Here is a 22,626-nt window from a genome sequence, read left to right as displayed (position 1 = left end):
TGTCACGCGGCTCCGGGTCCGCCGCTTCATCGTGAGCCGGAACCCGCCTCGCCCGTGGCCGATCCGCCCGCGCTTGGCTGCCCGTGGCCGGAGCCCGCCCCGCTTACCGCTTCGCCGACGCGGAATGGGCCTGCCGCACCGCTACCGTCGCTTCCACCATATTCTTCAGCGCGGCAACGGTCTCCGGCTCATTGCGCGTCTTGAGTCCGCAATCCGGGTTAATCCAGAACGATTCGGCCGGCAGCACCGTCAGCGCGGTCTCAATGAACCGCTTGATCTCCTCGACCGGTGGAACGCGCGGGCTGTGAATATCATAGACGCCCAGGCCAATGCCGAGCTCATAGCGCTCCTTCCGCAGCGTGTCGACCATGTCGCCGCCGCTGCGAGCCGTCTCCAGCGAGATGACATCCGCATCCATGCGGCGAATCGTCTCCACCATATCGGAGAAGTCGCAGTAGCACATATGCGTATGAATCTGCGTATCCGGACCGGCTCCGTTCGTCGCCAGCAGGAAGGCGAGGACCGCCCATTCCCGGTAGCGCCCCGCATCCTCGGGCTTCAGGGGCATCCCTTCCTTCACGGCCGGCTCATCGACCTGGATCATGCCGATTCCCGCCCGCTCCAGCTCACGAATCTCCTGGCGCAGCGCATAGGCCAATTGATAAGCGCACTGCTCGCGCGGTACGTCGTCGCGCACGAAGGACCAGTTGAGAATCGTGACCGGGCCGGTCAGCATTCCCTTCACGGGACGCTTCGTCAATGATTGGGCGTATGCCGTCTCCGTCACGGTCATCGCCTCGCGGAAGGCGACATCGCCGTACAGAATCGGCGGCTTGACGCAGCGCGAGCCGTATGATTGCACCCACCCGAACTTCGTGAAGACGAAGCCGTCCAGCTTCTCTCCGAAATATTCGACCATATCCGTCCGCTCAAATTCCCCGTGCACGAGCACATCGAGGCCGATCTCTTCCTGAATTCGCAGCCAACGCTCGATTTCTTGGCGCAGGAACGTCTCATACGCCTCGGCGCTCGATTCTCCCTTGCGGAAGCGGAGCCGGGCCTTGCGAATCTCCGCCGTCTGCGGAAGACTGCCGATGGTCGTCGTCGGGAGCGGCGGCAGCTCCGGCCAACGGAGGCGCTGCGCTTCGCGCCGCTGCTCATACGGCGCGCGGCGGCCGCCATCGGCTTCCGCATCGCGGATGAGGCGCTCGACCGCCTCGACGGCATGCGGTCGCTTCCGCGCCGGCTCCTCGCGCCAGGCGAGCACGTCGGCCGCGCTCGCTGCCAGCTGCGCGGCGCTGTCCGCCGTCGGCTCGGACAGATGGGCGGCCAGACGCGCCGTCTCGGCCAGCTTCTCGTCCGCGAACGCGAGCGCGCCGCGAATATAGCCCGGCAGATCCCGCTCCCGCTCTGCCGTCAACGGCACATGCAGCAGACTGCAGGACGGCTGCACGATCCAGTGCGCGCGCGGCACGATCGGCTCGATCGACTCCAGCCAGGTTGCCGCGGCAAGCAGGTCGGTCCGCCAAATATTGCGCCCGTCGATGAGGCCGAAGGCGATGCGCTTCCCGGCCGGAACCCCGGTCTGGCGAAGCGCCGCTTCGTTCCGTTCCTTCCCGTGGACGAAGTCGAGGCCGCAGACATCGACCGGGAGCTGCAGGAACGAATCGAGCCCCGAGACCGAATCGAAGTATGTCTGCACCCAGAGGGTCAAGCCCGGCGCCGCTTGACGGAGCCGCTCGTACACGGCCTGGGCCGCCTGCCAATCGTCCGCCGTCATCGGCTTCACGAAGGCCGGCTCATCAAGCTGCACGCAGGAGACCCCTTCCGCCTCCAGCTCATGCAGAATCCGGCCGTATACCTCGGCGAACTGATCAAGCACCTGCCGGAGCTCGCCCTGCGGGATGCCCTTGATGGAGCGGACATAGGTGTACGGTCCGACCAGGACCGGCTTCCCTTCGATGCCCAGCTTCTCCTTCGCTCTCCGGTACGAGGCGAGGGGACGGTTCTCGGTCAACACCGGCCGCTTCCCTTCCCACTCCGGGACGATATAGTGGTAGTTCGTGTTGAACCATTTGGTCATCTCGCAGGCGACGGCCTTCTCCGTGCCGCGAGCAAGCGCGAACATCAGGTCCGCCGTCACCGGGCCGCCCTTATAGCCGAACCGCTCCGGGATCAGTCCGAACATGACGGTCATATCGAGAACATGATCATACCAGGAGAAATCATTGACGGGAATATAGTCGATGTCTTCCTCCTTCAACTTCGCGAGACGCAGCAATTCGACCCGTTCCATTTCGGCCTCCAGCTCGGCCCGCGTCAGCTTGCCTGCCCAATACTGCTCCAACGCTTTCTTCCATTCCCGGTCGTATCCGATGCGCGGATATCCGGACACACTCGTCTTCACTTGCCCTTTCGCCATGTCGCTTCTCCTCTCCTTATGCGGAACTTCCTGCCGGGAGTGCAGGGAAGACATATTCAATAATTCTCATCTGTTAACAAGGAATTAAAATCGCAATGCACCCTGCCGCAGGTGTTCGCACTCCTTCGGGACCGGCTCTCTCCCGCGACCTCCACGCAGAGGGCCGTTATCCCAATACGCAAGCAAAAAAGGACATCCCTGCTCTAAGAAGCATAGAGATGTCCCGCAAACGTCCATAACGGAGCAACGAATAAGACCCGTGCGTGCTCATACGTGCATGCGAACCGAGTTATCCAGTCTACGAACACTTCCCTATCTCCCGTAGGTACATACAGTGCTGTCAGAACAGGCAGGTCTCCTGGCTTCAGCATCATCGGTGACGGCAGCCTTCCCGGTCGTACGACCAGTGGCTTCCCGAGCCGCACCTCGTCTGTTACAGTGGCGGGACCGCGCCGGCTTCGAACCGGCTTCCCTATTAAGCTTTGCCGTGACGCAAAGCACCTGTTCCCCTTATGTGGCTGAATCGGACTGCGCCTCAGCACAGGCCGCAGTCCGATTGAGAATGATTATATACGCAAGCGCGCGGAATGACAAGTACTTTTTGCCAATGGTTTCCTGTCGCGGACGTGCCCGTCAGATCGTCATTCCGTCATGGACGATGACGATGTCCTCGCCGTTCGCATCCAGCACCAGCTCGCGGTTGTCCAGGAACCACAGATCGTTCTCCTCCATGAAGAACGTAATTCCCTCAACGGTCTCCGACACCGCCGGATGCCGCGGCTGATCCTTCATAATCCCGAAGGAATAGGGACCGGATGCGCTGAATCCGCTGTATCGCACGAAGATGCGCACGGTATCCCCTGCTGAATAGCCCCACTCTGATTGAAAGCGTTGAATCGCTTCCGCTGTCACCCGTAAGTGCATGCTCGTTCCCCCTCATTCTAATGACCGTATTCCGATCATACCATGCGGGCCGGGCGTTGAAAACCTCGACTTTCCGGTTACAGCTTGACGCGCTGCAGCCGGAGCGCATTGAGGACGACCGATACGGAGCTGAAGGCCATCGCCGCTCCCGCTAGCCAAGGCGCCAGCAGGCCGGCCGCCGCCACCGGGATGCCGAGACTGTTGTAGACGAGCGCCCAGAACAGATTCTGCTTGATGTTCCGCATTGTCCGCCGGCTCATCTCCATCGCGTCCGCGATGCCGTTCAAGTCTCCGCGCATCAGCGTCACGCCGGCCGTCTCCATGGCCACATCGGTGCCCGTGCCGATCGCGAACCCGATATCCGCCGCGGCGAGCGCCGGCGCGTCGTTGATCCCGTCGCCCACCATGGCGACGACGGCCCCGTTCCGCTGCAGCTCGCGGACATGCTGCGCCTTCTGTTCGGGCAGGACCTCGGCGAACACGTCGTCCAGCCCGACCTGGGCGGCGATGGCCTGCGCCGTTCGCTCATTGTCTCCCGTCATCATGACGACGCGGATGCCCATGCCGTGCAGGCGGCTGATCGCGGCCTTCGACGATGCCTTCACTTGATCCGCTACGGCCGCGATCCCTTCCCAGCGCCCGTCAACCGCGATGAGCATCGCCGTCTTGCCCTCGATCTCCAGCCGCTGCAGCTCCGATTCCGCCTCCTCCGCGTCAATGCCCTGCTTGCGCAGCAGGTTTCGCGTGCCGATGACGATCTCATGCCCGTCAACCTGGGCCATAATGCCGAAGCCTGGCTCCGCCTGGAACGATTCCGGCGTGACGGCCGGCAGGCTTCGGGCGTCAAGGCCCTTCACGATCGCCTGAGCGAGCGGGTGCTCGGACCGCCGTTCGGCGGCCGCGACCCAGATCGCCAGCTCTCGCTCGCGTTCCGGATCATTCGCGATGAAATCGGTCAGGGAAGGCTCGCCCTCGGTTACGGTGCCCGTCTTGTCAAGCGCGACGGTCTGGACGCGGTACGCTCCTTCCAGCTGCTCGCCCCCGCGGAAGAGGATGCCGTATTCCGCGGCACGCCCCGTTCCCGCCATGATCGAGGTCGGCGTAGCGAGCCCCAATGCGCAAGGACAGGCGATCACGAGCACGGCAATCAGCTTCTCCAGCGCCTCCCCGAAGTTGCCCGGCGCAATGGCGAAGTACCACAGCCCGAAGACGATGACGGCGATGCCGACGACGATGGGAACGAAGACGCCGGATATTTTGTCGGCAATGCGCTGTATCGGCGCCTTCGAGCCTTGCGCTTCCTCGACGATGCGGATAATTTGCGCCAGCGCGGTCTCGGCGCCGACCTGCGTCGCTTCCATCGTGAAGGCGCCCTGTGCGTTCACCGTCGCGCCGTACACCCGGTCGCCAGGCTGCTTCTCGACCGGCACGCTCTCGCCGGTCAGCATCGATTCATCGACGGTCGACGTACCGTCGATCACGATGCCGTCGACCGGTATTTTCGAACCGGGGCGCACGATGACACGGTCGCCGGCCTGCACGTCATCCACCGGCACCTCTTGCTCGATGCCGTCGCGGATGACGGTGGCCATCTTCGCCCGCAGGCCGATCAAGGCGCGTATCGCCTGCGAAGAGCGGCCCTTGGCCGCCGCTTCGAACCATTTTCCGAGCAGGATAAGCGTAATCAGCACCGCGCTCGTCTCGAAGTACATGTCCGGATGATGAGATCCCCCCCGTACCCATTCCCATACGAGATAGACGCTGTAGAAATAGGCCGCCGACGTCCCGAGCGCCACGAGCACGTCCATATTCGCGCTGCCGTTGCGCAGCGCCTTGTAGGCTCCGCTGTAGAAGCGTGCGCCGATAATGAACTGGACGGGCGCGGCCAAGATCATCTGCACCCAGGGGTTCATGAACCATTCCGGCACCCAGATCCACGAGGTGAAGGAGAAATGCCCTACCATCGACCAGAGCAGCGGCACCGACAGGATAGCGGAGACGATGAAAGAATTGCGCAGCCGCACCGCAGTCCGGTTCGGCGCCGCCTCCGCCCCCGCTTCGCCCGTCTTCACCTTGCCCTTATAGCCGAGCTGCTCGATCTTGCGCAATATATCTTCCGGACGCGAGCCGGTGAAGGTGATGCGGGCCGATTCGGCGGCCAGATTGACATTGGCGGAATCGACCCCCGGCAGACGCTTCAACCCTTTCTCGATCCGGGTCGCGCACGCCGCGCAGGTCATCCCCTCGATGTCTACATCAATCGTCTCCGCCGGAACCTTGTAGCCCAGCTTCTCGATCTTATCCGTTACCTGCTGAAGCGAGAGCTGGCCATCGTCATATTCCACCGTCGCTTGCTCTGCCGCCAAATTCACGTTCGCCTTCACGACGCCGTCCATTCGGCTCAGCCCCTTCTCGATTCGGGTCGCGCATGCGGCGCAGGTCATTCCTTCGATTTTTACGGTCTGCTGCTTGGATGCCATTCTGTGTCACTCCTTTATGTCAGTATACCCCTATACCCTATATATCAATCGAAAAAGAAAACTCCCCGCAAGGAGTTCCTGTATCACGGATGAGGCGAGCCTCCCAACTCCGGTTCGCCGGCTCAGGAGACGACATCGTAGCCTTGATCCTCGATCGCTTCCCGGATGGTCTCCGGCTGAACCTTGGCCGCATCGTACGTAATCTTCACCTGCTTGGAGCCGAGATCGACCTGCGCCTCGCCGCCGGCCTCCCGAACCGCCTTCTCCACCGCCTGCTTGCAGTGTCCGCAGGTCATGCCTTCCACTTTCCAAGTTACTTCAGTCATTGTCAATTCCTCCCCAGATTGGATTAGAGGTGTTCACAAAAGGTCCGGCCTTTTAAACACGCCCTCTTATTTCAATAATTTGTGTATCGTAACCAGCAGTTCGTCAATGACTTCATCATCGCCTTCCTGAAGACGTTCGACGACGCAGCTCTTCATATGGCCTTCGAGCAGAAGCCGCCCGACGGAGTACAACGCCGATTGAATCGACGCGATCTGATGCAGCACATCATCGCAATACGTATCCTTGTCGATCATCGACTTGACGCCGCGCACTTGCCCTTCAATGCGGTTCAGACGGTGAATCAGCTTCTTCTTCATCTCGGCCGAATGATGGCTCTTCCGTTCGCCCGTTGCCTCCGGACGATGGCATTCTGCCTCGCCGTCCGCAGCCTCCATAGCGTTGGCTGATTCCTCGTTGCCGGTTAACGCGTCTTCTCGGGAACTCATGTTATCACCACCTCTTGTTTTCATCATAGCATACCCCCCTACCCTATTCAACATTTGTTTTTGATTTTTTTTCAGCTCAATTTGAATTGTTACCCGCAAATTGTTTACAATTTAAACTATCAGCATGACTGCCGATTCGTTGCATACGGCCCCGTATATGCTTGAATTTACATGCGTACATACGTACATAAGGAGGCACTATCAGCATGAGTGAAGTCACGAAAGTATCACGCGTAGCGCTCGTCGGGTCCGGCTTCGTCGGATCGAGTTACGCCTTTGCCCTGTTCAACCAAGGGCTTGCGGCCGAGCTGGTTATTATCGACGCCAACCGGCCGAAGGCCGAAGGAGACGCCATGGATTTGAACCACGGGCTGCCGTTTGCGTCGAATATGCGCATTTGGGCCGGCGACTACAGCGATTGCAAAGACGCTGATCTGGTCGTCATCACCGCAGGAGCCAATCAGGCTCCCGGGGAGACAAGACTCGATCTGATCGGCAAGAACGCGAAAATCTTCCAGTCGATCGTCCAATCGGTCATGGAGAGCGGCTTCAACGGCCTGTTCCTTGTCGCGACGAATCCGGTCGATGTGTTGACCTATGCGACCTGGAAATATTCCGGCCTGCCGGCAAGCCGCGTTATCGGGTCGGGCACGATTCTGGACACCGCCCGGCTGCGCTATCTGCTCGGCGAACGTCTGGAGGTCGACCCGCGCAACGTTCACGCTTATATTATGGGCGAGCATGGGGACACGGAGCTTCCGGTATGGAGCAACGTCAGCATCGGCGGCCAGCCGCTGGCCGACTACCGCAAGACGCACGGCAAGCCGACCGATGAGGAGCTGAACCGCATCTTCATCAATGTGCGCGATGCGGCCTATCACATCATCGAACGTAAAGGCGCCACCTACTACGGCATCGCCATGGGGTTGGCCCGCCTCACGAAGGCCATCCTGAAGAACGAGAATTCCGTGCTCTCGGTCTCGACGCTGCTGACCGGAGAATACGGGCTCGAGGATGTCTATCTCGGCGTTCCTGCGGTCGTCAACCGCCAAGGCATCCGCGATGTGTACGAGCTTCATCTCTCCGAAGAGGAGAAGCAGAAGCTTCACCACTCCGCTTCCGTGTTGAAGCAAGCGATCGCATCCATCTTCCCGTCCTGAGCCTGAGCGCGCCGGCAACATATCCGGCGCGCTTTGCCCTTTATTGCGGCGGCTGCGCCGTCCAGTCGCGCGCCGCCGGAACCCCTCCCGCGGATTCGGCGGCCGTCGCCGCATTGATAATGGCATAAGCCAGCGTCTCCGCGGCCCACATGCCGGCGAGATCGACCGAGGCGTCCACGCCCCCTGTCGTCATGGCGAACACCGTATCGCCGTCGAACATCGTATGCACCGGGAAAATGGTTCTCGCGAGCCCGTTATGCGCCATCTCCGCCATCTTGTTCATCTCTGTCTTCGTGAGATTGGCGTTGCAGGCGACGACGGCAATCGTCGTGTTGGTGCCCGGCTTCACCGCGGCAAAAGGCTTGTCCAATCCGGACAGATAGCGAAGCGGCGCGAGGAAGGTGCCCGGCTCGTCGCCCCTGGCTCCCGCCGCCGTCCCGCCATGCCCGGGATGCCGGATCTCGCCCACCGCGTTCACGGCGACCGCCGCTCCTACGACAAGCCCATTCGGCAGCTTCACGGAAGCGGTGCCGAAGCCGCCCTTCATCGCCCGTTCCGGCCCCGCATATTTGCCGACCGTCGCTCCCATGCCCGCGCCGGCGTTCCCTTGTGCCGGTGGGGAGGAATTGGCCGACGACGCAGCGGCGTAGCCCATCGCGGCTGTCGGCGCCGCGTCGGGCCGGCCGATCGCGAGATCGAACAGAATCGCGCTTGGCACGATAGGGACCCGCCCTACCCCGACATCGAACCCAATGCCGCGTTCCTGCAAATACCGCATGACCCCGTGAGCGGCTTCAAGCCCGAACGCGCTCCCCCCGCTCAGGCAGACCGCATGGACATGCGGCACCATCGCGGCAGGCTGAAGCAGCTCGGTCTCGCGCGTGCCGGGGGCGGAGCCGCGCACATCGACGCCGCATACCGCGCCCTCCTCCGCCACGATGGCCGTGCAGCCGGTCAGCGCGGTCTCGTCCTGCGCATGGCCGACCCGAATGCCCGGCACATCCGTGATGCTGCCGGGATAAGGCAGGACCTGCCGCGCTTCATGATGCCCGTATTGTGATGTCATGTATGAACTTCCCCTTCCGCCTGTCGAAATGATCCTCTTTATAGCTTCGCGATAGCGGCCGCCGCCTCCTTTTTTTCGGAACGAGATCGGCTCTGTGTCGGCCTTCGAACCGGCCCGGCCCGCGATAGCAAGCTCCAGGCGCCCGCCCGCAAGAAATGGTTGCTCTCCGCGGCCGTTCTGGTCATAATGAGAGAGATCTTTATTTTTTCCTTGTTGGAGGTGTTCCTATGAAAATGCGCGTATCTGCCGTCCAGTACCATCTGCATACGATTGCATCCTTTGATGAGTTCGCGAGACAGGTAGAGCACTATATCCGGACCGCGGCGGAATTCGAGGCGGAATTCCTGCTCTTTCCCGAGTTCATGACGACCCAGCTCATGTCGATTGGAACCGAAGGTCGCGAGGCGCTCGCAATTGGCGAGCTTCCGGGCTATACCGATGCCTACCTTGACCTGTTCAGACGGTTGGCCAAGCAGTACGGTATGTATCTGATCGGGGGCACCCATGTCATCGAGCGGGAAGGCAAGCTGTACAATATGGCTCACCTGTTCCGCCCTGACGGCACCGTCGAGGAGCAGGCGAAGCTCCATATTACTCCGACCGAGGTCACGGAATGGAATATGGCCGCCGGGGAGGGCGTGCGCGTCTTCCATACCGAAAAGGGCACTATCGCCATTCTCACCTGTTATGATATCGAATTTCCCGAGATCGTCCGCATGGTGCGCGCCCAAGGAGCCGATGTCATCTTCTGCCCGTCATGCACCGATGATCGGCAGGGCTTCTACCGGGTCCGCTACTGCTGCCATGCCCGGGCGATCGAGAACCAAGTATACGTCGTCGCCACCGGAACCGTCGGCTCCTTGCCGACCGTTGATTTCATGCGGGCCAATTTCGGCCAGGCGGCCGTTATCGCCCCGAACGACATTCCGTTCCCGCCGCGCGGCATTCTCGTCGAAGGAGAGATCAATAACGATATGATCGTGACCGCGGATCTGGATCTGTCCTTGCTGAAGCAGGTAAGAGAACGCGGCTCGGTGACGACATGGCGCGATCGCCGCACGGATCTGTACCCGGATTGGTAAAGGGGGCAGCGGCGATGCTCCGGCAATCGATGTATGTGCTGCATGAAGGCAAGCCGAAGGGAGTAACGATTCGCAATTACAGTCTGGCCGATGCCGACGCGCTCATTGACATCCAGCGGGCCTCGTTCCCGCCGCCCTTCCCGGAGGAACTGTGGTGGAACCGAGAGCAGATCGGGGAGCATGTGTCCCGCTTTCCGGCGGGGGCGCTCTGCGCCGAGATGGACGGGCAGCTCGTCGGGTCGATGACGGCCCTTGTGCTTCCGCCTGCCGCCGATGCCGAGCACCTGTCCTGGGAAGCGGCGACGGACAACGGGTATATCCGCCACCACGATCCGGCGGGGCGGACCTTGTATGTCGTCGATCTGTGCGTCCGTCCCGAATACCGCAAATATGGAATCGGGCAGTGGATGATGCAGGCGATGTACGCCACGGTCGTCCATCTCGGACTGGACCGGCTTCTGGGGGGAGCCCGCATGCCCGGTTACGGTGCCGTCGCGAATGAGATGAGCGCCGAACAGTACGTGCGGGAGGTCATGGAAGGCCGGCGGCGCGATCCGGTTGTCAGCTTTTTGCTCCGCTGCGGCCGCACGCCCGTCGCGGTCGTGCCCGATTATTTGGAGGATGGGCAGTCGGCCAATTACGGCCTGCTGATGGAATGGCGCAACCCGTTCTTGTGATGGCGTTCCTTGTTGACCCATTGGAACACGCATTCGTAATGATTCGATTTGAAGAGAGATAATGAGGAAAGGTGTTGAATCCGCATGACCCAGCTTCGCTATGAACGTATCCAATCGATCGAAGATCCGCTGTTTGCCCAAATGCATGCTTTGATGGGCCGAATTTTTCCGAAGGAAGAGGTGCTGGAATTCGATCTGTGGCGGGAACCGCTGGAGGACCCCGATATCCGCGTCTTTGTCGCCGTGCTTGACGGACGTGTCGTCGGCGCGACCGAATACCGCTATGTGGAAGCGCTGCAGGTGGCGATGACCGATTTCACTATCATCGGCGAGCCGGGGCTCGGCATCGGGCGCTTCCTGTACAAGCAGCGCGAGCGCGATTTGCTGAGCGTGGCGGAATCGGCTGGCCAGCCGCTCATCGGCATGTTCGCCGAAATCTACGACCCCTACCGGGTAGGCGACTTCTCCTTCGGCGGCATTCGTCCGATGGACCCGGTCGTCCGGCGCGAGGTGCTCTCCCATCTCGGATACGAGCGCCTCGACTTCCCTTACGTTCACCCGTCCTGGTCGAACGACGGGGAGGCCGTCAGCGGACTCGACCTCTGCTTCATGCCGATGCAGGACGGGATGAGTTCCGTTCCGGCCTCGCTCGTGGCTGAGTTCCTGCAATGGTATTACGCCGTGCTGCCGAATAAACCGCAGGCATGGCTCGCTATGATGGAAGGCTTGAAGCAAATGGAACAGATTGCCCTGCGCCCGCTCTAAGACGGCCGCAGGCAGAGATTGGCGGCAGCTGTGCAGCCGTGCCCGCGTACCGGGAATGACGCTGTGGGGCATTGCGAGAGCGCTGCTGCCGTTCCCCCATGGCGGGACCATGAACCGACATCGTCTGATCCGGTTCATCGCTGGCGTCCGCCCCAGCCCGTCGATACCGGTCAGCAGATGGGGAACGCTGGAGTATTTTGCGCTTTCCCGAGAAATAGTCCATTTCCCGCTCCTCCTGCTGACCGTACGCAAGAAGAGGCGCCGCGAGTCGTGGCGCCTCTTTCAGATTATCGAACAATGATTTTGGCGAGATAGGCCGCCGGACAGCAAAAAGTCGAACAGTTGATCCGCGAAGTCGAACAACTGGTCCACGAACCGCAAATTAGATAGGGCTGACCCGTTTCGTCCTCATCGTATCCCCTCATCTCATCGTCGAAGATGATATAAACTCGCAAATAGCGTAAGGGGCACACCCTCTCCCCATGCTGCAGTTGATCCTGAACGCCGGCATGGAAGCCTCCTTGGCTTTGCCGATCGTAATAAGTGCTTCCACGTACGCCGGATCGGCCCGCCGGGGACGGAGAGGTCCACTTCGCAGGCGTACTCTCCCGCCCCGCACCTCCGGTCATCCACTCCACTAAAGCTGCAGTATCTCACGCCACTCTATTCATCCACTCCACTAAAGCTGCAGTATCTCCCACCACTCTAGTTACTGCTTCACTATTACTGCAACATCTCACGCCACTCTAGTCACCTGCTCCACTAAAGCTGCAGTATCTCACGCCACTCTATTCATCCACTCCACTAAAGCTGCAGTATCTCCGACCACTCTAGTTACCTGCTTCACTATTACTGCAACATCTCACGCCACTCTAATCACCCCGCTCCACTAAAGCTGCAATATCTCCCACCACTCTAGTCACCTGCTCCACTAAAGCTGCAGTATCTCACGCCACTCTAGTTACCTGCTTCACTATTACTGCAACATCTCACGCCACTCTAGTCACCTGCTCCACTTAAGCTGCAGTATCTCACGCCACTCTAATCATCCCGCTCCACTAAAGCTGCAGTATCTCCCACCACTCTAGTCACCTGCTTCACTATTACTGCAACATCTCACGCCACTCTAGTCACCTGCTCCACTTAAGCTGCAGTATCTCACGCCACTCTAATCATCCCGCTCCACTAAAGCTGCAATATCTCCCATCACCCTTGTCACCTGCTCCACCAATACTGCAAAAATGCAGCATTTTCATTGACACGAAGCTGTGAAAATAGGATTGCTGCAAAACTACAGCAATTACCCTAAGGCAAGGCATAAATAGCGCCCAAAATGGCGAAATAATGTAATTTTGCAGGAATTCCCCGGGATTTAGCCTCTTGAGGTTAAAAATGCTGCGCCTGTGCAGCAATTTCTTACGGGGGCTAGCTTTCTTCATGCGCAGACTATCTAGCTTCATGCAGGGAGCAGCACGCCCCAACCTGACCTAACCTAAACTGTCCTGCCTCCCCCGTCCCCCCCTTCATAAAGAAAAAAAGACTGTCGACAGGACTTTATCGACAGTCTGGAGGAGGCGCCACGACCCGTGGCGCCTCTTTTCGTGTATTCGCTTGGTTGTCTCATATCATTCTTCGCCCGGTTGTCCGGGCACGGTTCACAGCACGAATCCGCCGCCGTGCCGGAGGCCGCTAGACAAGCCCGAACAATCTCCGGCAGCGGCCCGGACGATCGGCAACGAAGCGTTCGATATTGCCCTTATCCTTGATCGTGACATATACGGTCCGCCCGTCCTCGCCTCCGAACGTCAGGTTCGTGCACTCCTTGCCCAGCAGTTGAACCTCTTCGACCAGTTCTCCTCCCGGCGACAAAATGGCTACAGTTCCTTTGCCGAACCGGGTTACATACAGATAACCCTCGACATCGCAGCGCATGCCGTCAAGACCGTAATCCGGGAACTGATGGAATAAGCGCTTATTGGATACGTTCCCGTCCTCCGACAGATCATACACCCATATCCGGCGCTGCACCGACTCGTTCACATACAGCAGACGGTCGTCGGGGCTGACCTCGATTCCGTTCGTCGTTCCCATTCCCGCTTCCAGGCGCGTCGTCTTCCCGTCGGGATCGATCCGCCACAGCTGTCCGGTGTTGTCTCCCCAATTCGGATCGCTGGCGAACAGCACATCGCGCGATGAGATCGCGATATCATTCGGCTGATTCATCGCCGGCTCCTCCGCCAGCACGTCCAGCCGGCTCTCCGCCCAAGAATAGCGGTAAATGCGGTGCCTTTTATAATCCGCCATGAACATGTCGCCGGCCCGATTGAACCGGATCCCGTTCGCGACGCTTCCTTCCGGAAGCTCCAGAAAGACGCTGCTGACGCCTTCCGGCGTGACCTTCCCGATCGTTCCCTCGCGTTCGTAATTCACGGCATACAGATTCCCTTCCTTGTCGCAGGCCGGCCCCTCGACGCCGCCCGTAAATCCATGCGGCGGAGTGAACTGCTCGCTGCGGCGTCCTTGCCCCAGATCCTTCATACTCATCGTCCTCTCTCTCCGGTTCGGACGAGAGAAGTTCGGCTGTCTGCGCTATCTCGTCTGTCTCTATCGAACATCCCGTCCGCTGATATGTTCCTTTGTCGTTGCCGGATGCTGCATTAATCGGCAAGACCAACCTTTTCCCCACGAATTACCACAAGTTAACACTAATACAGTATACATTGCTGCGTTATCGAAAATTACAGGATTGTCACGCTATCGGTTCTCCTGCCATTCATGACATCCCGGAAGATGCGTACTTCCCGCCTTTGCATGTGAATTTCATCACCTTATCGGCCAACCGAACCGAAATCACAGGCGGCGATGGAAAGACGTACCGGAACCTCCAAGCAAACACTCCGGGCCAGGCTTCCAGCAGGATTCGCATTTCCGCTTCGGCCCTTCGATTCCACTTAATGGCCGTTGGCGCCGTCGTCCCCGTTCTCCCGCAAAATACGCGTCCGTTGCTCTTGCTCCTGCACGTAAGACTCGATCATGTCATGCTTCAACTGCCATGCCTTCGTGCTGATGTCGACGTGGTAGCGCTCCGGATTCGTCTTGCGCAAATATTCCGGCCAGAACAGCTGCAGCTGCTCACGGTGATACTCGCGTATCTCGTCCAGCGGCGGCCGTTCATACACCAGCATCCCGTCCCGGTAGATCGGATGCAGCAGCTTCTCGGCGTCGTAATGCTCCACATATTTATGAAGATATGGATGTATCGGATCGAAAAGCTTGATCTTGGCGCGGCGCTCGACGTCATCCTCTTCCGTCAGGCAGATGTAATCGGCGATCGCTTTTTTCTTTTTCTTATGGATGATGCGATAGACGTCCTTCTTGCCCGGCGTCGTCACTTTTTCCGGATTGGCCGAAATCTTGATCGTTGGCTGCATTACCCCGTCGACCTCGCGGGATACCAGCTTGTACACCCCGCCGAGAGACGGCTGATCCGCCGCGGTAATCAGTTGCGTGCCGACGCCCCACATATCTATGCGGGCCCCCTGCAGCTTCAGATCCGAGATTGTGTACTCGTCCAAATCGTTGGAAGCGACGATCTGAACCTCGTTCAAGCCGGCCTCATCCAGCATCCGGCGGGCTTCGATCGACAAATATGCCAAATCGCCGCTGTCGAGGCGGATCGCCTGCAGCTTCTTGCCTCGCTTCTCCAATTCCTTGCCGATCTGGATCGCATTCGGAATGCCGCTGTGCAGCGTATCATAGGTATCCACCAGCAGGGTCACCTGGTTCGGGAGCGCCTCGGCGAATGCCTGGAACGCCTCTTGCTCGTTCTCGAAGCTCTGCACCCAGGCATGCGCGTGCGTTCCCTTCGTGGGGATCCCGAAGCGGCGGCCCGCCAGCATGTTGGAGGTCGCATGGAAGCCCGCCAGATATGCGGCCCGAGCTCCCCAGAGGGCGGCATCCGCTTCCTGAGCACGTCGCGTTCCGAATTCCATCAAAATGTCATTGCCTGCCACATATTTGATCCGGGATGCCTTCGTCGCGATTAAGGTCTGGAAATTCATAAAATTAAGTAGTGCCGTCTCGATCAGCTGCGTCTCGAAGATGCGCCCTTCCACGCGAATCAGCGGTTCATTCGCGAACACGAGCGTTCCTTCCCGCGCCGCATCGATGTTGCCGGTGAAGCGGAAGTTGCGCAGTTCCTGCAGAAACGCTTCCTCGTACTCCTCCTCCTGTTCACGCAAATACGCGATATCCTCCTCCGTGAAGCGGAGCTGTTCCATATACTCGATAATCCGCTCGAGGCCGGCGAACACGGCGTACCCGTTATGGAAGGGCAGCTTCCGGAAAAAGGCTTCGAACACCGTCTTCTGATTATGCGTGCCATGCTTCCAATGCGCATACATCATATTGATCTGATATTTGTCGGTATGCAATGCCATTGATGCATTCATTTATTCATCCTTCTTTCTGACATCCTTTGCCTATCCTCGGCCGAAGCCGCAAATCCATCAGTATCCGCTGACGACTTGAGCGCCCAGCGTATTGCGGACATGCTCCAGCGCCCAGCGATGCGCGTCGGCATTGAATGAAGCGACCGCATCCTCATGCACGACGATCCGATAACCGAGATTATACGCTTCAATCGCCGTATGCAGCACGCAAATATCCGTGCACACCCCAACCAGGTGGACTTCCTTCACCCCGCGCGCCCGCAGCCGCATGTCGAGATCGGTGCCGCAAAAGGAGCTGTACCGGGTTTTGTCCATCCAGTATATCGCCGAGGCATGGCGTTCATGCACCTCCCGCAGCGCGCCGTACAGCTCGCGGCCTTCCGTCCCGCGAATGTTGTGCGGCGGGAATAGCGCGGTCTCCGGATGATACGGGTCCTGCTCGTCGTGAACGTCCACGGCCATGACCACGAATTCGCCTTGGGCGGCGAATTGCTGGGTCAGTTCCGCAATCCGGCGTTCAATGTCAATAGCCGGCTGTCCGCACGGAAGCCGGCCGATGACAAAGTCATGCGTGTAATCAATGACGACTAACGCTTTCATCGTGAATCGTCTCCTCTCCAGCCCAGTAAGGGTAATGATAAGCTTAACGTCATTATGACAAATTGATGTCAAATGTTCAACTCGCCAATTACCCTTTGACCCGGAAGGAACCCGTTCCAATCGTCCCTAATCGGCCGTCTTCGCCCGTTACGCTCCCGTATACCGTCATCGTCCGGCTCGTGGAATGAAGGACGTGGGCCCGGACTTCCAGTAAGCCCGCCTGCAGCGGATGAACGTAATGAATGTTCAGATTGCTCGTGACAACTTGATCATCCGGCCGGTTCGCCGACGCGGCAATGCCCATCGTCGTATCCAGCAGAGAGGCAAGCACCCCGCCATGGACCATTCCCATTATATTCAAATGACGCTCCCGCGCCTGCAGCCGCACAATCGTTTCCCGTTCGCCGACGCTGGCCAGTTCGCAGCCCAGATGTCCCCAGAATGTCGCCGCGGCCAGCTCCTCGAGCTTCGCCCACCGCTGCATCGCGTCCCCGCCCGTTCCGCTCATCGGCCTTGCTCCTCTCGCCAAAAAAGTGTCCTGGGACCGCTTGAAATTGCGCGTCTCGCCATCTAGTCCGTATACGGCAAGCACTGGCCCGGCCGCGTCAGCCGGACGGGCCGGCTCCCCCCTGAACCGGCCCGTCAGCCGAACGCGCGCTACTCTTGCTTGCCGGATTCGGGCGGCTCCGCCGGGCCGCCCCCGGCCTGCCGCTGCCTCTCGTCTTCCGCCAGCCGGCGGCGCAGCACTTTGCCGACCATCGTCTTCGGCAGCTCCTCGCGGAACTCGTACAGCCGCGGAACTTTGTAGGCGGCAAGCCGCTCCCGGCACCACGCTTCCAGTTCCTCCGCCGTCGTCCCGGCCGCTTCGGCCCGGACGACGAACGCCTTCACCGTCTCCCCGCGGTACGGATCGGGCACCCCGATGACCACGGCCTCCCTCACGGCGGGGTGCTCGAACAGAACCTCCTCGACGTCGCGCGGATATACTTTGAAGCCGCTGGCATTAATCATGTCTTTTTTCCGATCGACGATCATGAAATAACCGTCTTCATCCATCTTCGCCATGTCCCCGGTCAGGAGCCAGCCATCCTTCAGCACGGCTGCCGTATCCTCCGGCCGGTTCCAATAGCCCTTCATCACCTGCGGCCCCTTCACCGCCAGCTCTCCAATCTCGCCGGGCGGAAGCGGCTCGAACGTCTCGGGGTGGACCACCTTCGCATCCGTGTCCGGGAACGGGATTCCGATCGTCCCGGTCTTGCGCAGACCCCAGATCGGGTTCGCATGCGTGACTGGCGAAGCCTCCGTCAGCCCATACCCTTCGATCAGCCGGCCGCCGGTCAGCGCCTCGAAGCGCTCCTGCACCTCCAGCGGCAGAGCCGCCGATCCGCTTACGCACACTTTGACGGAGGACAGGTCGAAGCGCTGGACTTCCTTATGGTGGTTGATGGCAATATACATCGTGGGCGCCCCGGGGAAAACCGTAATCTTCTTCTTCTCAATCGCGTCCAACACCTGCAGCGTATCGAACCGGGGCAGCAGGACGAGCTCCCCTGCCAGATGCATTGCCTGATTGAGCAGCACCGTCAACCCGAACACATGAAAACAGGGCAGCGCCGCCAGGAACCTCTCCCCTCCCCGGTTCGCCTTGTAGCACCAATTCGCGGTCTGAACCGTGTTCGCGACGAGATTGTAATGCGTCAGCATCACGCCTTTGGCCGTGCCTGTCGTGCCGCCCGTATATTGCAGCATCGCGATGTCATTTTCCGCGTCGACCGGACAGAGCACGGGCTGGGGCGTATGGCTTTTCAACCATGATTTGAAGCGGAACAGGCCCGGCTCATGCGGGATGTGCAGCGAATGTCCTTCCTTCTTGGCCTTCAGCGGATACAAGAACCGCAGCGGGAACGGCAAATATTCGCGCAGCGAGCCGCAAATGATGTACGTCAGCGGCGTGTGGCGTTTGACCTGCCTGACACGCGGCAGCAGCATATCGAGGGTAACGATCACCTTCGCCCCGGCATCATTGAGCTGGTTGATTAACTCTCCCTCCATATAGAGCGGATTGGTCATGACGACCACGGCCCCGGCCAGCAGGGACCCGTAATAGGCGATAACCATTTGCGGGCAATTCGGCAGCATCAGCGCCACCCGATCCCCGGATTTGATGCCGAGCGCGTGCAGGCCGTTCGCGAAGCGGTAGGCCGCATCCAGCAGTTGCTGATAAGACAGGTTCCCCCCCATAAAATGGACGGCAGTCCGGCTCGGATACTGAACGGCCGCTTGAATCAGCAGTTGCGCCACATTGTGCTTCGGATAATCGGCAGTCGGTGCCACTTCTTCAGGGTAATGGCGAATCCAGGGGCGTTCGCCGTTCTCTATGACATGCATGACACCCTCCCTTTCTTCTCGCGGAATTCATCTCTTCTGCGGTGGCCGCCTAGATGACGTGTTAACGCATTTCGTGCCGCTTGCCATCGCTGAAAAGGAACGCTGCTGACACCCGAATTTCGCTTCGTGTGCCTCCTGCTTGATGGATATGTTTTTCGGGGCTAAAAAATGCAATCCCATACCCATGTTGACCGATAGTAAATAGATATGTTCCCTCCCGACTCACGCCGAAAAAGTGCAATAACTTTCACGTCCGAGCCATATGATGGATAGCAGCGATCCGGCACTGAGGCGAGTCCGTGAGGATTTCCTAATCAAGCAGACAACCGATAGGGAAAGAAAACATCGTCATTCAAGCGGGGAGCGTCCGGAAGAAGGAGTCCGATGGAGAACGCGATTAGGCCGACGGCCTTATAAATAACCACATTTTTTCGGCTCGCATCCTTGATGGTGGTAAATAGCGGCAGGGAATCCGCCTGCCAAGGGAGAAGTCAAATGTACAGAGCATGGCGTGCAGCCCGGCATCAGCTTCCATTATTTTGGAATGACGAGAGAATGAACGAAAGGAGTGAGTGCGCATGGGACGCACATTTGCCGTTATCGCGGAAATGCGTGGCAATCAAGTGAGGCAAGTGACATGGGAAGCGCTTGGTGCAGTCGCGCAAATGGCGAAAGTCGAGGATCGCGTCATCGTGCTGGTCATCGGGCATGCCATCGGGAAAGCCGCCGACGCGCTGTCACTTCCCGGCATCCACGCGATCGTTGTGGCAGACAGCGATCGATATCAGTATTATGAGGCAGAAACCTATTTTGCCGCCGCACGCACCTTCGTCGATCGGGAGAAGCCCGATGTCGTCCTGCTTGGGCATACGGCGATGGGCCGGGATCTGGCCCCAATGCTGGCCTCCCATTTGCAGTCCGGTCAAATCTCCGACGTTACTTCTATCGAAGCATATGAGGACGGCTTCGCCTTCCATCGACCGATTTATGCCGGCAAGGCGTTCGAGACGAAGCGGTTCACCCGAGCATCGCGGTGCTGGGTTCTCACCGTCCGGCCCAACATCTTCCCGCCTGGCGGGAAGGCGGGAGCGCTGCTTCCGGCGTCCGCGGCCGTGCCGGAACGCCGCTACCTTCCCGCTCCTTCGCCTACGCTGCGCTCAATCGTGCGAGAGGTCGCCACGAAAATGAGCGGCTCCATTGATCTGACGAAGGCGAAAATCATTGTGTCTGGCGGGCGCGGCGTCAAGAGCGCGGACGGGTTCAAGCCGCTTCGGCAGCTCGCTCTCGTCCTGAACGGAGCGGTCGGCGCCAGCCGCGGCGCCTGTGACGCCGGCTATTGCGATTATGCGCTGCAGATCGGACAGACCGGCAAGGTGGTGACGCCGGAGGTCTACTTTGCCTGCGGCATCAGCGGGTCGATTCAGCATTTGGCCGGCATCAATCAATCGCGCGTCATCGTCGCGATTAACACCGATCCGGAAGCTCCGATTTTTCAAGTGGCGGATTACGGAATCGTCGGCGATCTGTTCGAGATCGTCCCGCTCCTTACCGCCGAATTTCGCAAGCTGCTCTCCTAATTAGACCCTCCCCCGATCATCAAAAAAAAGGCTTCCTTCCCTTGTAAAATCAGGGACGGAAGCCCGCTTCGGCTGTATCTGTCGTATCGCTTTGTTGTCAGCTTAATCGCTGCAAGTTTCCGGGTCTTCGGGGGACGCCGCTTCGACTTCAATCTTATCGGCCACCGTATCCCGAATGACGGACATGACGAGTTGCAGCAAGTAGTTCACATCGGTCTGGCTCTGCTGGAATTCCACGACAAGCGGAATATTGTCGAGTTCCTGCTGCAGCTCATCGATTTCCTTCTCGATTTTGTTCACCATTTCCTGATTCTGAAATGACTCGAAGGCGACAATTTCCTTCTGCTTCTTCTTCATGGCCGAGATAAGCTCCTGCACCCGCTCATGCTTCTGAACGAGCTTCTCCGCTTTTTGGTAATGGATAACCTCATCCGTCGTGCAAATCATCTCGGCAAGCTGCTTCGCCTTCGCCATAATATCGTCGCGGACCAGCAGATCACGCGTATTATAGGAAGGCATGCTGCTGCACGGTGAAACCTTGGACGAATCATGTGAATGTTGCGTCAATGCGAACCTCTCCCATCTGGATTATCGTATGGTTGCAAAATTAAGGTGCAGGGCATGCGATCATCACGCCTCCGCCCCGAGTTATGCCGTAAGCTCACGACGGCTAGGAGCTGATTTGCACCGGCTCCGGCACCATTTCGCCCTTGATATAGTAGGACAGGGCATCGTCGATACGCACGTAAACGAAGCGGCCGATCAGCTCTTCCGAACCTGGAAAATGAACCAGCTTGTTTGTGCGCGTGCGGCCGGATAAAATGTTGGCGTTGTTTTTGCTTACGCCTTCCACCAGCACCTCGACAGTCGTGCCGATCAGCTTCTCATTGCTCTTGCGGCTCAGATCCGTCATGAGCTCGTTCAGACGGTGGAGACGCGCTTTCTTCACCTCGAGTGGAACATTATCTTCCATCTGAGCGGCAGGAGTGCCTTCCCGCGGCGAATAAATGAAGGTAAAGGCGGAATCGAAACCGACCTCCTTCACCAGAGTCATCGTCTCCTCGAACTGCTCGTCAGTCTCGCCCGGGAATCCGACGATAATGTCCGTGGTCAACACGACATCCGGGATCGCCTTCTTAATCTTGCCGGCCAGTTCGAGGAAGCGAGCCCGATCATACTTCCGGCTCATCTTTTTCAAGACCTCGCTGCTGCCCGACTGCACCGGCAGATGGATATGCTCTACCAGATTGCCGCGCTTCGCGAGCACCTCCACGAGCCGATCATCGAAATCGCGCGGATGAGATGTCGTGAAACGGACGCGAGGGATATCGATTTTGCGGATGTCATCCATTAGATCGCCGAACGTATAGTTCCGGTCCGTGAAGTCTTTGCCGTAGGCGTTGACATTTTGCCCGAGCAGCGTGATCTCCCTGAAGCCTTGCCGAGCCAGTTCGCGCACTTCCGCGATGACATCCTCCGGAAGCCGGCTCCGCTCCTTGCCGCGCGTATAGGGCACGATGCAATAGGTGCAGAACTTGTCGCAGCCATACATGATGTTCACCCAGGCGCGCATCCCCTCCCGCTTCTTCGGCAGGTTCTCGATGATGTCGCCTTCCTTCGACCATACTTCGATGACCATCTCTTTGTTGAACAGGGCATCGCGGATCAGATAAGGCAGGCGGTGAATATTATGCGTGCCGAAGACGAGATCGACGAACGGATGCTTCTGCATAATCCGGTTCACGACCGATTCTTCCTGAGACATGCAGCCGCATACCCCAAGCAGCAGGCCCGGCCGCTCGATCTTGAGCGTCTTCAGATGGCCAAGCTCGCCGAATACCTTATCCTCGGCATTTTCCCGGATCGCACAGGTATTGAGAAGAATAATGTCCGCCATCTGGCGATCTTCCGTCTTCCGGTACCCCATCTGTTCGAGCAGCCCGCTCATCGTCTCGGAGTCATGCTCGTTCATCTGGCATCCGAACGTATAGATGAGATAATGCTTGCCTGTACCTAACTGCTGCAGCTCTGCGGGAACCGCCTCTTCATAATGGACAACGATGTCCTGCTTCCCCCGCTGTTTCTCTGCTCGATGATTAGGCTCCGAAATAATGTTGATTTCGCGACCATTGATACGAATGCGCTTACCGTGTTCATCCTCCGAAATCACTTTTGCGTTCGAGAAATCAAAATATTTGGAGTAATCCTTCGACTCTTTGCTCATGCTGCCGGTCACTCCTTCATATCGTAATGTCATAGGT

At 58.9% G+C, this 22,626-nt stretch carries 19 protein-coding genes and 1 riboswitch; of the genes, 6 read left to right on the top strand and 13 right to left on the bottom strand.

What is annotated here, in order from left to right; translation table 11 throughout:
- Positions 1–103 precede the first annotated feature (103 nt).
- The 5 genes from metE to L6439_RS10465 form a co-directional block, all read right to left on the bottom strand.
- Positions 104–2,422, bottom strand: coding sequence for a 5-methyltetrahydropteroyltriglutamate--homocysteine S-methyltransferase (gene metE, locus L6439_RS10485; protein WP_213469655.1), 2,319 nt, complete (start codon positions 2,420–2,422; stop codon positions 104–106).
- Between the two features lie 331 nt (positions 2,423–2,753).
- Positions 2,754–2,942: riboswitch (cobalamin riboswitch) on the bottom strand.
- 113 nt (positions 2,943–3,055) lie between these two features.
- Positions 3,056–3,346: a HesB/YadR/YfhF family protein gene (locus L6439_RS10480; protein WP_213469654.1), complete on the bottom strand. Its 291-nt coding sequence runs from the start codon at positions 3,344–3,346 to the stop codon at positions 3,056–3,058.
- 77 nt (positions 3,347–3,423) lie between these two features.
- On the bottom strand, positions 3,424–5,826 hold the full coding sequence (locus tag L6439_RS10475) for a heavy metal translocating P-type ATPase (protein WP_213469653.1): 2,403 nt from the start codon (positions 5,824–5,826) through the stop codon (positions 3,424–3,426).
- A gap of 122 nt (positions 5,827–5,948) precedes the next feature.
- Positions 5,949–6,152: a copper ion binding protein gene (locus L6439_RS10470; protein WP_213469652.1), complete on the bottom strand. Its 204-nt coding sequence runs from the start codon at positions 6,150–6,152 to the stop codon at positions 5,949–5,951.
- A 66-nt stretch (positions 6,153–6,218) separates the two neighbouring features.
- Entirely contained in the window at positions 6,219–6,599 is a 381-nt protein-coding gene (locus L6439_RS10465; protein WP_374043140.1) for a metal-sensitive transcriptional regulator, read from the bottom strand.
- Between the two features lie 206 nt (positions 6,600–6,805).
- On the opposite strand from L6439_RS10465, the gene L6439_RS10460 reads away from it, so the two are divergent.
- Positions 6,806–7,759: an L-lactate dehydrogenase gene (locus L6439_RS10460; protein ID WP_168179662.1), complete on the top strand. Its 954-nt coding sequence runs from the start codon at positions 6,806–6,808 to the stop codon at positions 7,757–7,759.
- A 40-nt stretch (positions 7,760–7,799) separates the two neighbouring features.
- Here the strand turns inward: L6439_RS10460 and L6439_RS10455 are convergent, their stop codons facing one another.
- Complete coding sequence (locus L6439_RS10455; protein ID WP_168179663.1) at positions 7,800–8,825, bottom strand: P1 family peptidase; 1,026 nt, start codon at positions 8,823–8,825, stop codon at positions 7,800–7,802.
- Positions 8,826–9,052: 227 nt separating this feature from the next.
- Here L6439_RS10455 and L6439_RS10450 point away from each other — a divergent pair, with 227 nt between their 5' ends.
- The 4 genes from L6439_RS10450 (at position 9,053) to L6439_RS10435 (ending at position 11,650) form a co-directional block, all read left to right on the top strand.
- Positions 9,053–9,907: a carbon-nitrogen hydrolase family protein gene (locus L6439_RS10450; protein ID WP_213469651.1), complete on the top strand. Its 855-nt coding sequence runs from the start codon at positions 9,053–9,055 to the stop codon at positions 9,905–9,907.
- Positions 9,908–9,921: 14 nt separating this feature from the next.
- Positions 9,922–10,584: a GNAT family N-acetyltransferase gene (locus tag L6439_RS10445; protein WP_168179665.1), complete on the top strand. Its 663-nt coding sequence runs from the start codon at positions 9,922–9,924 to the stop codon at positions 10,582–10,584.
- 84 nt (positions 10,585–10,668) lie between these two features.
- On the top strand, positions 10,669–11,349 hold the full coding sequence (locus L6439_RS10440; RefSeq protein WP_213469650.1) for a GNAT family N-acetyltransferase: 681 nt from the start codon (positions 10,669–10,671) through the stop codon (positions 11,347–11,349).
- A 109-nt stretch (positions 11,350–11,458) separates the two neighbouring features.
- The gene (locus L6439_RS10435; RefSeq protein ID WP_213469649.1) at positions 11,459–11,650 is read left to right on the top strand and encodes a hypothetical protein; all 192 of its coding nucleotides are present in this window, start codon (positions 11,459–11,461) and stop codon (positions 11,648–11,650) included.
- Between the two features lie 1,388 nt (positions 11,651–13,038).
- On the opposite strand, the gene L6439_RS10430 is transcribed toward L6439_RS10435, so the two are convergent.
- From L6439_RS10430 to L6439_RS10410, 5 genes are all read right to left on the bottom strand, one after another.
- Positions 13,039–13,893: an SMP-30/gluconolactonase/LRE family protein gene (locus tag L6439_RS10430; protein WP_213469648.1), complete on the bottom strand. Its 855-nt coding sequence runs from the start codon at positions 13,891–13,893 to the stop codon at positions 13,039–13,041.
- Between the two features lie 407 nt (positions 13,894–14,300).
- Positions 14,301–15,800 (bottom strand): nicotinate phosphoribosyltransferase, encoded by a 1,500-nt coding sequence (locus L6439_RS10425; protein WP_168181455.1) that lies wholly within the window; start codon positions 15,798–15,800, stop codon positions 14,301–14,303.
- 57 nt (positions 15,801–15,857) lie between these two features.
- Positions 15,858–16,400 (bottom strand): cysteine hydrolase family protein, encoded by a 543-nt coding sequence (locus L6439_RS10420; protein WP_168181454.1) that lies wholly within the window; start codon positions 16,398–16,400, stop codon positions 15,858–15,860.
- A gap of 88 nt (positions 16,401–16,488) precedes the next feature.
- Positions 16,489–16,908, bottom strand: coding sequence for a PaaI family thioesterase (locus tag L6439_RS10415; protein ID WP_213469647.1), 420 nt, complete (start codon positions 16,906–16,908; stop codon positions 16,489–16,491).
- 149 nt (positions 16,909–17,057) lie between these two features.
- Positions 17,058–18,788, bottom strand: a complete 1,731-nt coding sequence (locus tag L6439_RS10410) for a long-chain-fatty-acid--CoA ligase (RefSeq protein WP_213469646.1) — start codon at positions 18,786–18,788, stop codon at positions 17,058–17,060.
- A 578-nt stretch (positions 18,789–19,366) separates the two neighbouring features.
- On the opposite strand from L6439_RS10410, the gene L6439_RS10405 reads away from it, so the two are divergent.
- On the top strand, positions 19,367–20,365 hold the full coding sequence (locus L6439_RS10405; protein ID WP_168181451.1) for an electron transfer flavoprotein subunit alpha/FixB family protein: 999 nt from the start codon (positions 19,367–19,369) through the stop codon (positions 20,363–20,365).
- 102 nt (positions 20,366–20,467) lie between these two features.
- Here L6439_RS10405 and L6439_RS10400 read toward each other — a convergent pair whose 3' ends face one another.
- On the bottom strand, positions 20,468–20,884 hold the full coding sequence (locus L6439_RS10400) for a YlbF/YmcA family competence regulator (RefSeq protein WP_168181457.1): 417 nt from the start codon (positions 20,882–20,884) through the stop codon (positions 20,468–20,470).
- 151 nt (positions 20,885–21,035) lie between these two features.
- A complete protein-coding gene (miaB, locus tag L6439_RS10395) occupies positions 21,036–22,589 on the bottom strand; it encodes a tRNA (N6-isopentenyl adenosine(37)-C2)-methylthiotransferase MiaB (RefSeq protein ID WP_213469645.1) in 1,554 nt (517 codons plus the stop codon).
- Between the last annotated feature and the right edge of the window lie 37 nt (positions 22,590–22,626).

Source organism: Paenibacillus dendritiformis, assembly GCF_021654795.1.
Lineage (GTDB): Bacteria > Bacillota > Bacilli > Paenibacillales > Paenibacillaceae > Paenibacillus_B.
Note: the sequence above shows the minus strand (reverse complement) of the source record. Positions and strands in the feature narration are given on the sequence as shown.